Consider the following 14,467-nt stretch of genomic DNA (forward strand, 5'->3'; position numbering starts at 1 on the left):
TTGGCCTTTTTCTGCCAGTCGTCGGTTGTGCCTGATTTGCGGCTGCGGTAATAATGGTGCGTGAACGATTTGAACGATTTAATGCCGTTAAGAGAGTTCTGGAGTGTCGAGTAATGATTCTTCTCACCGCCCGGAGTGATGCCGATTCCAATTCTCCGACCACCGAATCTGCGCCGCGGCGCTCAGCTAGCCGCACCTTGAAACAGTGGCGCGAAGCAGCCCATCAACTGGCTGCCCTCGAGCCGGAGTTTATGTACAACGCCGCCTTTCGCAGCCCGCGCCATGGCCGCGAGATCATGGCAGCCTTGCCGCTGGAAGTCGACCCGCGCGAGCAACAGTGGCAGCCCGGCAAAGGGATGCCCGTCCATTTGGCGCGACTGTGCGAGGCGAAGTTGCTCAAGCCCGCGGAAGAAGTCGCCCTCTTCCGCCGCATGAACTACTGCAAGTACGAAGCAGATCGTTTGCGCCGCAAATTAAACCCGCAGCGGCCCAATCGCGAACTCGTACACCAGATCGAAGCTTGCCTGTTGCAAGCGAAAGCCGATCGCGATCGCATTGTGCGAGCTAACTTGCGGCTCGTGGTTTCCATTGCCAAGAAGTTTGCCAATCCGCGCCTGGCCTTCGATGATCTCTTGAGTGAGGGAATCGGTTCGCTCCTGCGGGCAGCTGAGAAGTTTGATTATGACCGTGGTTTTCGCTTTAGCACTTACGCCACCCAGGCGGTGCGCCGCACGCTCTGCCGCTACCTGCAAAATTCTCAGCGCGACGATCGCCGCTTTGTGAATGCCGATGCCCTGTTGTTTGAAGATCAGCACGAAGAGCAAACCGATCCGGCGCTGACCGAATCTCGCTGGGAGGATCTGCGCCGCAACCTCAAACGACTCCTTGCGCGGCTCGATCCTCGCGAACGAGCCATCATTCGTCGCCGGTTTGGCCTCGATGAACAGGCAGAAGTACAAACTTTGCAAAGTCTGGCGGAAGAGTTGGGTGTTTGTAAGGAGCGTGTGCGACAATTGGAGATGCGCGCCATCTCTAAACTCCGCACCCTGGCGGAGAAAGTGAAACTCGCCCCGCCTGAAGAGGCTTAGTTCTCGCCCTTTCGCAATTCCTCCAGCATCAAACTCGAAACTTCTCCCATGACACACACTTTCGAACGTCGCTCGCAGCTGCCGGTCTCGGCCGCCGAGGCCTATGCCTGGCACCTGCGACCCGGCGCGTTCGAACGGTTGAGTCCGCCTTGGGAGACGGTCAAGGTCTTAAAGCGAGAAGGAACGATCGAAACGGGCGGGACGGTGCAAATCGCAGTTCCCGTCGGTCCGCTCTCGATTCGTTGGCTGGCCAAGCATCACGATTTTCTCCCCGGTCAGGAATTCCACGATACGCAAGTCACCGGCCCCTTTGCTAAGTGGGAACATACACATCGCTTTGAAGCCCAATCGGGGGGCGAGTCAACGCTGCTCGATCATATCGAGTACAAACTGCCCGCTGGTGGCGTCGGCAATTTGGTAGCGGGTAACTCCATTCGTCACAAGTTGGAACGAATGTTTGCCTATCGCCATCGCGTGACCCTGGCAGACATTCAAGCCCATGCCCGTTATGCAGAAAGAGATCGCATGCACATTGCCATCACCGGCGCGAGTGGCTTGGTCGGCTCCGCCCTCGCAGCATTCCTCAGCACGGGCGGTCATCGAGTCACCAAGTTGAATCGCTCCCGTAGTAACAAACAGAGCCAGGACGATGGTCTGGCTGCTGCAGCATGGAACGCGGAGACCGGCGCAATTGATATTCCTGTCGACGACTTTCCCGAGGTAGTGGTTCACCTGGCTGGCGAGAATATCGCCGGCAGTCGCTGGAATGCGAAAGTGAAGGACCGCATCAAGCAGAGTCGCGTCGGTCCCACCCGGCAACTTTGCGAGAAACTGGCAACTGCACCACGTAAGCCGTCCGTGCTCATTTGCGCTTCGGCCATAGGCTATTACGGCGATCGCGGCGAGGAGGTCCTCACCGAAGAGAGTGCGCCGGGCGAGGGTTTTCTGGCTGACGTTTGCCGCGAGTGGGAAGCAGCCACGCAACCTGCCGTCGACGCGGGCATTCGAGTTGTGAATGCGCGGTTCGGCATGATTGTGACCACGGCAGGTGGCGCGCTGGCGAAAATGCTGACACCGTTCAAACTCGGCGGCGGCGGCATCGTTGGCTCCGGCAAGCAGTATTGGAGTTGGATCACGCTCGACGATGTAATCGGCGCGATTCACCACTCCATCATGGCCGAGTCGCTGCGCGGTCCCGTGAATGTGGTGGCCCCCGAAACGCTGAACAATCATGACTTCACCAAAGTGCTTGGTCAGGTTTTGCATCGCCCCACCATCATGCCGCTGCCAGCCTTTGCCGCTCGACTGATGCTGGGCGAAATGGCTGACGAACTCCTTCTCGCCTCTGCCCGCGTGGTGCCAGCCAAACTAGAAGCGACGCAGTACCCGTTTCGCTTTCCCACCTTGGCTGCCGGTCTGCGGCACGTCTTGGGCAAGATTGAAAAATCTTAGAAAGGTTCGCATGCAGATTGCCGTCATTGGTTCCGGGATCAGCGGGCTGCTGACCGCGCGCCTATTAGCTAGCCGGCATCAGGTCTGCCTCTATGAAGCGAGCGCCACGATCGGCGGCCATACATGCACGATTGACGTCGAACTAGCTGGCCGCAGTTTTGCGGTCGATACCGGCTTTATGGTCTTCAACGAGCGGACCTATCCGAACTTCTGTCAGTTGCTCGACCTGATTGGCATCGACTCGCAACCGTCGGACATGAGCTTCAGCGTGCGCTGCGATCGTTCGGGCCTGGAGTACGAAGGGAGCTCGCTCTCTGGTCTATTTGCGCAGCGCCGGAACATATTTCGCCCGCGGTTCTATCGCTTGCTGGCCGACATCCTTCGCTTCAATCGGGTCGCCATCGCTGCCCTGCAAAAACTGAACGACGACCAAACACTGGGGCATTTTGTTCAGCAGCATCATTTGGGAAGTGACTTTGTCGACCAGTATTTAGTCCCAATGGGAGCTGCCATTTGGTCGACGCGGCCGCGCGACATGCTTGATTTTCCCGCGAAGTTCACGCTCGCGTTTTTTCATAACCACGGGCTACTGCAGATTCGCGATCGCCCGGTCTGGCGCACGATTCCCGGCGGCGCGCGGCGGTATGCGTTGCGCTTGGCAGCCGACATTCCAGAGATTCAACTCAGCGCGCCCATTCGCCAAATCACTCGGACAGCGGACGGCGTCTGGGTCTCGGCGATGGGGGCCGATCCCCGCCACTTCGACCATGTGGTGCTCGGTTGCCACTCCGATCAAGCGTTACGACTGCTTGCCGATGCTACGGCCACCGAGCGTGAGATTCTCGCCGCGATCCCCTACCAGCAAAACGAAGTGATCGTCCATACCGATACTTCGATCTTGCCGCGTTCCCAGCGTGCCTGGGCCAGTTGGAACTATCTCACTCCGCGAGTAACGGACGAGCAGGAGACTGGCAACGTTGCGGTAACCTACGACCTCTCGCGCTTGCAGCGGGTGAACTCGCCAACGCCCATTCTGGCCACGCTCAACACTCCGTATGAGATTGCGCCGGCGAAGGTATTGCGCCGAATGCAATTTCAGCATCCGGTGTTCAGTCGCGCCAGCGCTATTGCGCAATCTCGCTGGGCCGAAATCAATGGCCCACGGCGAACCTGGTTTTGCGGCGCGTATTGGGGCCACGGTTTTCATGAAGATGGCGTGCGCAGCGCGCTCGCTGTCGCCCGCGAATTTGGAGTCACGCTCGAAGCATGCACAGCAGTCTGTACGAAGGAACGGTCTGGCACCGTCGCGACCGCCCGGTGATCCACCAGTTCCAATACAGGCAATTCATGCTGTACTTGGACCTGGACGAAATTCCCGCCCTCGCCGCGGCTGGCATCTTCGCGCGCGAAACGCACCTGGCCACGGCCAGCTTCTGCTTGGCCGACCATCCCGTTGGGGAAGCAGGCTCGAACGAGGTAACTCTCAAGACAGCGGTGAGCGATTTGGTTCGGGAGCGGACGGGACTGCACATCACCGGCCCGATTCGGCTCCTCACGCACTTGCGTTTTTTCGGCTACTACTTCAGCCCGTTGAATCTTTACTACTGCTTCGATCCGCGCGAAGAGCTGCAGTGCGTGGTTGCCGAGGTGAGTAACATCCCGTGGCGCGAACGGCACTGGTATGTGTTGTGGTCGGGAAATCAGACATCGACTGAGTTCGGTCGCTTCCGGCACGAGAAGCAATTTCATGTTTCGCCTTTCTTGAGCATGCAGCAGCAATATCGCTGGTTGATTCAGCCGCCAGGCGAGCAGTTGAAAGTTTCTCTGCGGGCGGAACTTGACGACCAGCCAATACTGACGGCAGTGCAGTCGATGCGCCGTCGCGAACTGACGCGCGCGTCGCTAGCCGCCGCGATGATTCGCCAAGGCTGGATGTCGGCCAAAGTGGTCGCTGCCATTTATTACCAGGCTTTTTGGCTGTGGCGCAAACAACTGCCGGTCTATTCGCACCCCAAGGAATCGCAACCATGTCCGACGACGCAGGGCTTGTAATGCCCCGCCTGGCAACACCTGCCGATGAAGTTAGTGACAGCAAACCTGCAAACCAAAGAAAGGCGACTGCCAGTCATTGGAACTGGCAGACCCGTGCGTGGCGTTCTGCCGTCCATCGTTCGCTGGTCAGTTTAGACCAAGGCGTGCTCACGCTCACCGATGCGCTGGAATCGACGACCTTTGGCACGCCTTCGGCCGATGGCGTGGCAGCTGAGATCACGGTGCATGATCCGGCGCTTTACAGCCGTGTGGCCTTGGGAGGAAGCATTGGCGCAGCCGAATCGTACATGGCCGGTGAGTGGTCGACCAACGACCTGCCCGCCGTTGTGCGGCTGATGATTCGCAACGCGCGCGTCACGGGCGCGCTCGAACGCTGCGGAAAATGGCTGTTGCAGCCTTGGCTGCGTTGGGGGCATTGGTTGCGGCGGAATAACGAGCAAGGAAGCAAGCAGAACATCGCGGCCCACTACGATTTGGGGAACGATTTCTATTCGCTGTGGCTCGATGAATCGCTGGCTTACTCGAGCGCGGTCTTTGAATCTCCGCAAGCCACGCTGGCCGAAGCGCAAATCGCGAAATTCGACCGCTTGTGCCAAAAGCTGCAACTTCAGCCCGGAGATCGCGTGCTAGAAATTGGTTGCGGGTGGGGCGGCCTCGCGCTTCATGCAGCCCGGAATTATGGCTGCCACGTCACGGGGACGACTATCTCGCGCGAGCAGGCAAATTGCGTGCGCGAGCGAGTGGAGCAGGCCGGACTAGCGAGCCGGATCACGTTGCTTCAGCAAGATTACCGGGCACTGACCGGTGAATACGACAAGCTGGTATCGGTCGAAATGATCGAAGCCGTTGGTCCGCAATTTCTCGACGAGTACTTTCGAACTTGCTCGCGCCTGCTGAAGCCCGGCGGTCTGTTGGTGCTGCAAGGAATCACGATTGCCGACGACTTATACAAAGACTATTGCCGTTCGGTCGATTTCATTCAGAAGTACATTTTTCCCGGCGGACACTTGCCCGCGGTCTCGCCCATGCTGCAAGCGATTTCTGAGCACACCGATCTCAAGCTACAGCAACTTGATAATCTGCCGCAGCACTACGCGCGCACGCTGGCAGCCTGGCGGTCAAACTTTCACGCAGCTGACGAAAAGTTGGCTCAACTCGGATTGCCGATCTCATTTCGGCGGATGTGGGACTTCTACTTCAGCTATTGCGAAGGAGGCTTTCGCGAACAGCAACTCGGGCTGGTGCAGATGAAGCTGCAGAAGATGTAGCCCGCGACTGCAGGCTTGCTGAAATTACCGTCCTTGGACCGGCATATCGTCTGAGATGGGCCGCGCATCGTAGTTATCGATGGCGACGATCTCTTTCGCGGGATCGAACTCGGCATCGGGCACAATCCAGATTTCGCCGTGCAGATCATTCTGTTCCGCCCGCACGCTGTGATGCCGCACGAGTTCCAGCACGGCGAGGAACACGCCGATCATCGCTGACTTGTGCATGCCCGGCGCGAACATCTCGCTGAACGCCGCCCGCTGCTGGCTGGTCAGCTTTTCGTGAATCCGCTTCATGTAGACCTGGATCGGCGTTTCGTCGTACGTGATTGTCGCCTGTTTGACGGCCTTTTTCTCCCGCAAGATGCGTCCCATCGCACTCACCAGATCCCACAGTTCCACTTCGTGGATTGGTTGATCGGCGGGAGCAATTTCGCGCGGTGGCAGGTCGCTGGCCAGGCGCGAAACGTGCCGCTGCCAATCGCGACCGCGCTCTTCGAGCATACTGGCGGCGTCTTTGATCTGCTTGTACTCCAGCAACTTTTGCACGAGGTTTTCGCGCGGGTCGTCGAACGTCTCGACCTCTTCGCCACCGTGCGGCAGCACTTCCCGCGACTTGATCTCAATCAGCGTGCTGGCCATCTCCAAAAAATCGGCGACGCTGTTCACATCGAGGTGTTCGAGCAATTCGAGGTACTGCAGATATTGCTCGGTGATGAGCGCAATCGGCAGATCGGCCAGATCGACCTCCTGCTTGCGTACCAGGTACAACAGCAGATCGAGCGGCCCGCGAAAGGTCGTTAGGTCGACGCGAAAATCCATTACTTATTTATTCCAAGTGACTGGTCACGTCAGCGATTATTTGCAGTATCCCAGGAATCGCGCTGAGCGGCGAGGCGCGGGGAAGTTAATCAGTGAAGGACTTCTCTGTCTTTTTTCGCTCTGGGGACAATGGTGATTCAAGCTGACGAGCTTCGTATGCTTCAATCGCTGCCTTCAGTTGCTGCATGTTTTGTTGCACTTGATTGCGACGAACTGATTCGCGGACAGACTGCAGCGCAATGGGCAACACGCAGAGAAACAGACTGACGGCCAGCAGCAAGCAAACCAGAGACAAGCCAACCAGCACCCAAACCAGGCGATTGGTGGCCGGCTTCGTGCTGCCAGTTGATACCTGGGAATTATCGTCTCTCATTTCGACCACGTGGCGATTCATTCCGGTCGAAGGATTGGCTCAATTTCAATGACAACCCGCCTACTTCCCAATCTTCAGCAGCGAACCGCTCCGAGATTTGCCAACGTGCGGCGGCGGAACTTTGCCCGCGGAAGCAAGTGCCAGGGCAGGTTGGTCGAGGTTCGTCGACGAACCAAACAGGCTCACCTTGGCAGTATGCAGGAAGCCCTTGAGTGTGCCGAAGGTGGCGGCGACGGCGCTCGGTTCGTGACCACAGTGGACCATGCAATCCTGGCAGCGGCTATTTCCGCTCTTTTGCCCGTACTTATCCCAGGCAGTCAGTTCCATCAACTCTTTGAAGGTCTGCACGTAGCCTTCGTTAAGCAAGTAGCAAGGCTTTTGCCAGCCAAAGACGTTGTACGTTGGGCTGCCCCACGGCGTGCATTCAAGATCGAACTTGCCTTGCAGGAATTCGAGGAACAGCGGCGTTTGATTGAACTGCCAACGCCGCGGCGCGCGATTGAGCAGTCGTTGAAAAAGGTTCGTAGTTTGTTGTCGTTTGAGAAAGTGATTCTGATCGGGAGCCTTTTCGTAGCTATAGCCCGGTGAGACCATCATCCCTTCGACGCCAAGCCGCATCATGTCGTCGAAGAAGCCGCGCATCCGTTCGGGATTGGCACCATCGAAGAGTGTGCTATTGGTGGTAACGCGAAAGCCTTTGGCACGGGCCGCTTTGATCGCCGCGACCGCGATATCATAAACGCCTTCGCGGCAGACGGCCTGATCGTGTTCTTCTTTGGGCCCGTCCATGTGTACCGAAAACGCCAGGTATTTGCTCGGTTTGAACTTGGGCAGCGCTGCTTCCAGCTTGAGCGCGTTCGTGCAGAGATAGACATACTTCTTGCGCTGCACGAGCCCCGCGACGATTTCGTCGATCTGCGGATGCATCAAAGGTTCACCGCCAGGAATTGAAACGATCGGCGCGCCGCATTCGTCGGCGGCGTGCAGGCATTTCTCGGGTGAGAGATTCTGCCGCAGAATCTCAGCCGGGAACTGAATCTTGCCGCACCCAGCGCAGGCCAGGTTGCAACGAAACAGCGGCTCCAGCATCAGCACCAGTGGATAGCGATTGATGCCGGCCAGCTTCTTGCCCAGCACATAACTGGCGACCGTCCACATTTGGCTGATGGGTACCGACATGATTCTCTCTTTTAGGTAGCCCGACGCGTCAGCGAGGGTCGTTTTTGGGAGGGCGAAGCTCCTGCTGAGCCGCCCGTTTGGATTTGCAATGGCTGTCTGTGCTAATGCTCCACCGTTCGGCTCGGCGGGAGCCTCGCCCTCCCGAGCGATCGGGTAGCTATCCCACCACTCGTAACCGCGGCGAGACGGATTCGCGCTGGGGCTTCGGTAGCTCCTGGCCGCGGGCATTGGCGTAGGTCGCCAAGGCCAACAGCGGGAAGTAAATCGGGTAGGCGTGGTACTTTAAGTAGAACACTCGCGGGAAACCGGTGCCGGTGAACTCGGTTTCGGCCCAGGTGCCGTCTTCTTGCTGTTGATCGACGAGCCATTGCACGCCTCGTTCGACAGCGGGATGTTCGGCGAGTCCCGCCGCCAGCAAGCCGAGCAATGCCCAGGCAGTTTGCGAAGCAGTGGCCGGACCTTGCCCGCGCAGGTGCGGCTTTTCGTAAGTATCTGCCGATTCACCCCAAGCACCCGAAGCTTGCTGATGAGTCAACAGCCAATTCGCTGCCCGCTGCATGAGCGGATCGTCCTTGGCGATATCGATGGCATTCAGTCCGACGAGCACTTGCCAAGTGCCATAGATGTAGTTCACACCCCAGCGGCCAAACCAGCTGCCGTCGCTCTCTTGCGTTTCGCGCAGGTATTGCAAAGCGCGGTCAACGGCAGGCTGGCCACGTTTCGCACCCCAATGCGCCAGCGCTTCCAGCACGCGGCCCGTCAGGTCCGGCGTACTGGGATCGATCATGGCGTTGTGATCGGCAAACGGCACGCGGCAAAGAAATTCGCTGTCGTTGTCTTTGTCGAACGCGCCCCAGCCACCATCTTTGTTCTGCATGGCCAGAACCCAGCGCCGGGCGCGTTCGCAAGCACCAATGGCCCACCGACGACGAGCATCGGCTTCGTCGATTTGCATATCGCTGCTGCTGCGCGGATGTTGCAACTCTCGATTGACTGGTTTCGCAGCTGCAGAAGATTCCGAAGCAATCAGCAGTTCTTTGACGGCGATCATCACCATCACGGTGTCGTCGATATCGGGATAAAAATCGTTGTGATGCTCGAAGAACCAACCAGCTGGTGCAGCGTTCACATTGGCGGCCCAATCGCCGGGACGGGTCACTTCCTTCTCGAGCAGCCAATCGATGGCGGCGATCAAGGATTGGTCGTCAATCGTCACACCACTGGCAGCCAGCGCGCGCACGGTGATGGCCGTATCCCACACGGGAGACAAGCAGGGCTGCAAATGGGCCGAAGTTTCTTCTTCTACCGTCAGCCCGGCCAGTTGCTCGTGGTTGTAACGCACCTCGGCAGAGTCGTCGTCATAGCCGAGGCACTTGAGCGCGATGATGCTCCAAATGATTGGCGGGAAAATGGCTCCCAAGCCGTCGCTATGCGCGAAGCGCGTGGTCATCCATTGCGTGGCGACTTTCAGGGCTCGCTTGCGAAGAGGCTTGATCTTGCGGCGTTCGAGCCACTTGATGGATTGATCCGCGCGCCGAAAGAACTTGTCCCACGAGAACCAACTCTGTTCTTGCTCCAGACCCGGGCATTTCAGTTCTGGCCAATGATCGGGCTGCTTCAGAAATAATTCGCCAATGCTGCGATCAGGCGCGAGTTGCCGCACCGGTCGATGGGCCCACATGATGGCCAGCGGCACAACAATCGTGCGCGACCAGGCGCTCATGCGGTAGATATTGATGGGGGACCACTTGGGCAACAGCACCAGCTCGGGCGGCACAGCGGGGCAATGATCGTACGAGATCTGCCCGAGCAGCGCGAGATAGAACCGGGTGAAGCTATTCACGGCATCGGCACCGCCGGCCGCGCGAATGGCATCGCGAGCCCGCACCATGTACTCGGCATTGCGATCGTGGCCCGTCAGTTTGAGCGCGAAGTAAGCTTTCACGCTACCGCTGATTTCTAATTCGCCGCCGGGATACATGGCCCAGCCACCCGTGGGCAACTGAGTGTCGATCAGCCGCTGAGCACATTTTTTCGCGATCGGCAGATTCTCGCGGCGCAACCAGGCGAGCAGCAGAATGTACTCGCTTTGCAGGATGCTATCCCCTTCGAGTTCCGCACACCAAAAGCCGGCCGGCTGTTGCTGGTCGAGCAGCCACTGGCGGGTGTTGTGCACGGCGGCGGCCAGCGTTCCCGGCTCGGGCGCTTCCTCTGTGCGAGTGGTCGGTGGGATAAAATGCGGGCGTGGTACGCGAATTGGCTCACGGGCTGACATTCCCTGGCTTCCTCCCTGATCTGCAGCGGCCGCAGGCGTAACCGGCTCCCCAAGAGCAAGCTCGCTAGCGGCCCCATGCCTGTCAAAATGTCGTATAAGGAATCGAGCGCGTGCCTACAAGATCAATCCCGGAGCGCTACAATGCTGAATACCCGCCACCCTGACCGCGTTACGCTGATGGTCGCGAAATTCGCCAGAATTCCGACCGCAGCCTATTGTGCCTGAATAGGGGCGATTTCTCCTACACGAAAAAGGGCGGCTGTGCCGCAAACCACGGACGATGGCCGCTGACTGGGATCAAGACGACGCAGAAGATTCGGCGGAAGATATCGTCGCCGCGGAACTGCAAGCAGCGGCTGCCGAAGCCGAAGAAGGACCACAGCCTTCGGAAGCGGAAGTCGATGCGGCCCTCGATCAGGTTGCGGGGCCGCTAGCACCCGATGCTTCGCTGGAAGAAGCTGCGGCGGCCGCAGAGGCCGCCGCCGATCCCGGCTATCGTTACGAATTTGCCTTTCGCCGGGCAGCTGCCAAGGTTCGCGAGTTTCCCCGCGCGCCGGGCGTCTATCTGTTCAAAGATACCTCGGGCATCACCATTTATGTCGGCAAGGCCAAGAACTTGCGAAGCCGCGCGGGAAGCTACTTCTTGATCGGTGCCCAGCAGGAGCGCCGCACTGCCGACTGGGTGCTCGATATCGCCGATGCCGACTACATTGAGTGCGAAAGCGATGTCGATGCCCTACTGATGGAAGCCCGGCTGATCAAAGACATTCAGCCCAAGCACAACAAGGAACTCAAGGACGATAAGACCTTCCCTTACCTGATGATCACCAAGGGGGAAGATTTTCCGCGCGTCGAAGTGACTCGCCAACCGCCCGATCGTGGTGTGCGTCTGTTCGGCCCGTTTGCCAGCGCTGGTGCTTTGCGCGGCGCAATGCAGGTGCTGCAGCGGATTTTTAAGTTCCGCACCTGTAGTCTCGATATCGAAGAGAACGACGAACGGTGGAAGTGGTTCCGCCCCTGCCTGCTCGCTAGCATTCAACAGTGCACCGCGCCGTGCAACTTGCGAATCAGCAAGGAAGAGTACAAGCACGATATTCAGCGCCTGGTCATGTTCCTGGAAGGGAACAAAAAGCGACTGCTGAAAGAACTGCGCGAAGAAATGCAGACTGCAGCCCAGGCCAAGCAGTTTGAAAATGCAGCCCGCCTGCGCGACGAAATCAAGATGCTCGAATCGCTCGACCGCCGCGGCGATATCGACGTCCACGCTCAGCCCGAAGTCTTTTACATCGACCCGAAGAAGGGTCTCGCCGGCCTGAAGAAAGCTCTCAAGTTGGCCGAGGTGCCGCGGACCATCGAAGGGATGGATATCGCGCACTTAGGCGGCGGCGAAACGGTCGCCAGCGTCGTGCAGTTTCTCGACGGGCTGCCGTTCAAGCCCGGCTATCGTCGCTACAAGATCAACGGCGTCAGTGGCATCGACGACTTCCGCAGCTTGCACGAAGTTGTCTCGCGCCGCTATCGCAAGCTGAGCGACGAAGATGAAGTCTTCCCCGACCTGCTGCTGATCGACGGTGGCAAGGGGCAACTCAATGCCGCTTTGCAAGCGTTTCGCGATCAAGACATTACTCCGCCAGCCATTCTGTCGCTGGCCAAGCGAGAAGAAGAGATCTATCTGCCCGATCTCGACGAGCCGATTCGCCTCTCGAAGAACAACTTTGCCCTCCGACTGCTGCAATATGTGCGGGACGAAGCCCATCGCTTTGCCCAGCACTATCACCATCAACTGCGGCGCAAGTCGCAGCTCGGCGATTCGTAATCGTCGATTCCGCTCTTCGAACCGGAACCATGCGGACGCGAGCAATTCGTCGTTGAATGAGAATGCGCGGCGGGTTATGGTCCGCACAGCGGACCCTACGCCTAAGCGACCAATTCGGCGAGCGGTTGTACGCCTGCTTCGACCAGGTACTGCGGCCGGCCGTGCAAGTCGGGAATGGTCGCGTGCCGGACGTCGATTCCCAAGTTGCGATAGAGCGTGGCGTAGACTTCTTGAAACGTGACGGGTCGATCCTTGGCTTCGCTGCCGGTGCGATCGGTGGAACCAATGACCTGCCCTGTTCGCATGCCACCACCCGCTAATAGCGCGCACGAAACCTGCGGCCAGTGGTCGCGACCAGCATTCTTGTTGATCTTTGGCGTGCGGCCGAATTCGCCCCAAGCGAGCACCGTCACATCGTCGGACATACCCCGCTCGTGCAGGTCATCGACCAGGGCCGTGAGTGCTCGGTCAAAGATCGGAAATTGCTTTTGGGCGTTTTTAAAGTTGTCGTTATGCCAATCCCAAATGGCATGGTTCAGCGTAACGACGCGCGCTCCGGCCTCAACCAACCGGCGGGCCATCAGGAAATGTTGCGGCACACTGGCGAGGCGAATCTTGGGGTCGCCGTGGCCATAGCGGGCTACGATTCGCGGATCTTCCTGGCTCAGGTCGAGTGCGGTCGCCAATTTGCCCGAGGTCAAAATGCCGAAGGCCTGTTCTTGAAACGCAGTGCTCCCTTGCACGCGGGCATCGGCTTCGCGCTGGAGCCGATCGAAGCTGTGGAGCAGGTTGCGGCGATCGCCCAAGCGGTCGAGCGTCATGCCTTGCAGCACCATGTTCTGCCGCTCGTTGCCAATCGGTTCGAACGGTGCCTGCGACGAACCGAGAAAACCGGGGCCCGGGTTCTCTTCGTTCCACTTGTACCACAGGCTCATACCCGGTGGCGCGTGCGCGCTGGCTGGGCCTTTCAGTTTCGCGACGGCAGCGGGCAATGATGGCCAGCCGCGCATCGGTGCCTTTTGCGGCGGCCAACCCGTCGTGCATTGGTACTGCGAATGGCCACCCTCGCTGCCGACCATCGAGCGGATGGCGACGAGTTTGTCCATCGACGCCGCAATCCGAGGCAAGTGTTCGCAGACTTGAATGCCGGCCACATTCGTGGCAATCGGCTGGAAGGGGCCGCGAATCTCGGCGGGCGCTTCCATCTTCAGGTCGTACATGTCTTGATGGGGCGGTCCCCCGGTCAAGAAGATCATGATGATCGCTTTGTGCGAACCGCGGATTCCTTGCTGCGCCTCAGCCTGCAGCAACTGCGGTAGCGCCAATCCACCTAATCCCAGCCCACCGATCCGCAGAAAATCGCGTCGCGAATGCCCGTCGCAAAAACCAGCTTGCCGATCAGCCTGCCCAAGAATTGTCAGCATCGGGTGCGTGTCCTTCCGGTCCACTTAAGAATTCACATCTGCAGCCCGCATCGTATAAGCAGCGATTGATGGGGTCAAGCGAAATGGGCTGCCAAAAGGTAGTGGGCGAAAGCTATGTTTCTGGCAGGATGAAATCAATATCACGGGCACCATGCAGAACGCGTACGATCTCGATCTCCTGTGGTCGTCTGTAATAAAACAACACGTGATTAGGAAAGCCGCTCACTCGGAAAACAGATAGGTTTTCGAGCCGCTGGTCAGTTGTCGGATAAGCTCCGCCGATCCCTGGCGAATCTGCCAACAACTGAAATGTTGACTCACAAGCATTGAGAAACCGGTCAGCTAACTCCGCGTTACGCTCGCCCAAGAACACGGCCAACTCAACGATGTCCAAACGCGCGCGAGGACGGATGCAGATGGAGTTAGGCATGCGAACGTCGCTGTTCGATATCGCGACGAATTCGGCTCCATTCGTCAGCGTCAAGTTGAATCGGATCGCCGCTTTCCAAACCCTCGATAAGTTGTGCGTGTAGTTGCTCTTTGCCGTCTTTGGCTCGTTCGATCAGCGCAGCAATATAGCCGGCCGGACTATCAAACTGTCCTGCCGCAGTTTCGCTAGCGACGAACTGCTGCAGTTCGTCGGAAAGATTTAGAGTGACATTGGTCATGACGCACTGGTCCTCGCGAAACTCGCTCCCGATTTTGCCAGGGATACCAA

The 14,467-nt window shown here is 58.5% G+C and carries 13 protein-coding genes; 6 read left to right on the forward strand and 7 right to left on the reverse strand.

Features of this window, described 5'->3' with window-relative positions; all coding sequences use genetic code 11:
- Positions 1–113 precede the first annotated feature (113 nt).
- Genes ETAA8_RS29765 through ETAA8_RS29785 form a run of 5 tightly spaced genes read left to right on the forward strand, consistent with a single transcriptional unit; the run spans position 114 to position 5,860 of the window.
- Positions 114–1,088, forward strand: a complete 975-nt coding sequence (locus ETAA8_RS29765; RefSeq protein WP_202921346.1) for a sigma-70 family RNA polymerase sigma factor — start codon at positions 114–116, stop codon at positions 1,086–1,088.
- A gap of 48 nt (positions 1,089–1,136) precedes the next feature.
- The gene (locus ETAA8_RS29770) at positions 1,137–2,540 is read left to right on the forward strand and encodes a TIGR01777 family oxidoreductase (protein WP_145097588.1); all 1,404 of its coding nucleotides are present in this window, start codon (positions 1,137–1,139) and stop codon (positions 2,538–2,540) included.
- Between the two features lie 10 nt (positions 2,541–2,550).
- Positions 2,551–3,861, forward strand: coding sequence for an NAD(P)/FAD-dependent oxidoreductase (locus ETAA8_RS29775; protein WP_145097591.1), 1,311 nt, complete (start codon positions 2,551–2,553; stop codon positions 3,859–3,861).
- A complete protein-coding gene (locus tag ETAA8_RS29780; protein ID WP_145097594.1) occupies positions 3,807–4,592 on the forward strand; it encodes a DUF1365 domain-containing protein in 786 nt (261 codons plus the stop codon). Before ETAA8_RS29775 ends, ETAA8_RS29780 begins: the two co-directional genes overlap by 55 nt.
- Positions 4,568–5,860: an SAM-dependent methyltransferase gene (locus tag ETAA8_RS29785; protein WP_202921347.1), complete on the forward strand. Its 1,293-nt coding sequence runs from the start codon at positions 4,568–4,570 to the stop codon at positions 5,858–5,860. Before ETAA8_RS29780 ends, ETAA8_RS29785 begins: the two co-directional genes overlap by 25 nt.
- 24 nt (positions 5,861–5,884) lie before the next feature.
- On the opposite strand, the gene ETAA8_RS29790 is transcribed toward ETAA8_RS29785, so the two are convergent.
- From ETAA8_RS29790 to ETAA8_RS29805, 4 genes are all read right to left on the reverse strand, one after another.
- Positions 5,885–6,682 (reverse strand): segregation and condensation protein A, encoded by a 798-nt coding sequence (locus tag ETAA8_RS29790; protein WP_145097598.1) that lies wholly within the window; start codon positions 6,680–6,682, stop codon positions 5,885–5,887.
- An 85-nt stretch (positions 6,683–6,767) separates the two neighbouring features.
- Positions 6,768–7,055: a type II secretion system protein gene (locus tag ETAA8_RS29795; protein ID WP_145097601.1), complete on the reverse strand. Its 288-nt coding sequence runs from the start codon at positions 7,053–7,055 to the stop codon at positions 6,768–6,770.
- Between the two features lie 60 nt (positions 7,056–7,115).
- Positions 7,116–8,234, reverse strand: coding sequence for an adenosyl-hopene transferase HpnH (hpnH, locus tag ETAA8_RS29800; protein ID WP_145097604.1), 1,119 nt, complete (start codon positions 8,232–8,234; stop codon positions 7,116–7,118).
- A gap of 157 nt (positions 8,235–8,391) precedes the next feature.
- Positions 8,392–10,509: a terpene cyclase/mutase family protein gene (locus ETAA8_RS29805; protein ID WP_145097607.1), complete on the reverse strand. Its 2,118-nt coding sequence runs from the start codon at positions 10,507–10,509 to the stop codon at positions 8,392–8,394.
- 280 nt (positions 10,510–10,789) lie between these two features.
- Between ETAA8_RS29805 and ETAA8_RS29810 the strand changes: the two genes are divergently transcribed.
- Positions 10,790–12,325, forward strand: a complete 1,536-nt coding sequence (locus ETAA8_RS29810) for an excinuclease ABC subunit UvrC (protein WP_145097610.1) — start codon at positions 10,790–10,792, stop codon at positions 12,323–12,325.
- 101 nt (positions 12,326–12,426) lie between these two features.
- Here the strand turns inward: ETAA8_RS29810 and ETAA8_RS29815 are convergent, their stop codons facing one another.
- The 3 genes from ETAA8_RS29815 to ETAA8_RS29825 form a co-directional block, all read right to left on the reverse strand.
- Positions 12,427–13,749 carry a DUF1501 domain-containing protein gene (locus ETAA8_RS29815; protein ID WP_145097613.1) on the reverse strand — a complete coding sequence of 441 codons (1,323 nt, stop codon included), beginning with the start codon at positions 13,747–13,749 and terminating at the stop codon, positions 12,427–12,429.
- 112 nt (positions 13,750–13,861) lie between these two features.
- Positions 13,862–14,179 (reverse strand): type II toxin-antitoxin system RelE/ParE family toxin, encoded by a 318-nt coding sequence (locus tag ETAA8_RS29820; protein ID WP_145097616.1) that lies wholly within the window; start codon positions 14,177–14,179, stop codon positions 13,862–13,864.
- Positions 14,172–14,417: a ribbon-helix-helix domain-containing protein gene (locus tag ETAA8_RS29825; RefSeq protein WP_145097618.1), complete on the reverse strand. Its 246-nt coding sequence runs from the start codon at positions 14,415–14,417 to the stop codon at positions 14,172–14,174. Before ETAA8_RS29825 ends, ETAA8_RS29820 begins: the two co-directional genes overlap by 8 nt.
- Positions 14,418–14,467 lie beyond the last annotated feature (50 nt).

The organism is Anatilimnocola aggregata (assembly GCF_007747655.1).
GTDB classification, from domain to species: Bacteria; Planctomycetota; Planctomycetia; order Pirellulales; family Pirellulaceae; genus Anatilimnocola; species Anatilimnocola aggregata.

Coding starts and splice junctions, on each gene's coding strand:
- ETAA8_RS29765 (WP_202921346.1), top strand. CDS start 114: ATGATTCTTCTCACCGCCCGGAGTGATGCCGATTCCAATTCTCCGACC.
- ETAA8_RS29770 (WP_145097588.1), top strand. CDS start 1,137: ATGACACACACTTTCGAACGTCGCTCGCAGCTGCCGGTCTCGGCCGCC.
- ETAA8_RS29775 (WP_145097591.1), top strand. CDS start 2,551: ATGCAGATTGCCGTCATTGGTTCCGGGATCAGCGGGCTGCTGACCGCG.
- ETAA8_RS29780 (WP_145097594.1), top strand. CDS start 3,807: ATGCACAGCAGTCTGTACGAAGGAACGGTCTGGCACCGTCGCGACCGC.
- ETAA8_RS29785 (WP_202921347.1), top strand. CDS start 4,568: ATGTCCGACGACGCAGGGCTTGTAATGCCCCGCCTGGCAACACCTGCC.
- ETAA8_RS29790 (WP_145097598.1), bottom strand. CDS start 6,682: ATGGATTTTCGCGTCGACCTAACGACCTTTCGCGGGCCGCTCGATCTG.
- ETAA8_RS29795 (WP_145097601.1), bottom strand. CDS start 7,055: ATGAGAGACGATAATTCCCAGGTATCAACTGGCAGCACGAAGCCGGCC.
- hpnH (WP_145097604.1), bottom strand. CDS start 8,234: ATGTCGGTACCCATCAGCCAAATGTGGACGGTCGCCAGTTATGTGCTG.
- ETAA8_RS29805 (WP_145097607.1), bottom strand. CDS start 10,509: ATGTCAGCCCGTGAGCCAATTCGCGTACCACGCCCGCATTTTATCCCA.
- ETAA8_RS29810 (WP_145097610.1), top strand. CDS start 10,790: ATGGCCGCTGACTGGGATCAAGACGACGCAGAAGATTCGGCGGAAGAT.
- ETAA8_RS29815 (WP_145097613.1), bottom strand. CDS start 13,749: ATGCTGACAATTCTTGGGCAGGCTGATCGGCAAGCTGGTTTTTGCGAC.
- ETAA8_RS29820 (WP_145097616.1), bottom strand. CDS start 14,179: ATGCCTAACTCCATCTGCATCCGTCCTCGCGCGCGTTTGGACATCGTT.
- ETAA8_RS29825 (WP_145097618.1), bottom strand. CDS start 14,417: ATGACCAATGTCACTCTAAATCTTTCCGACGAACTGCAGCAGTTCGTC.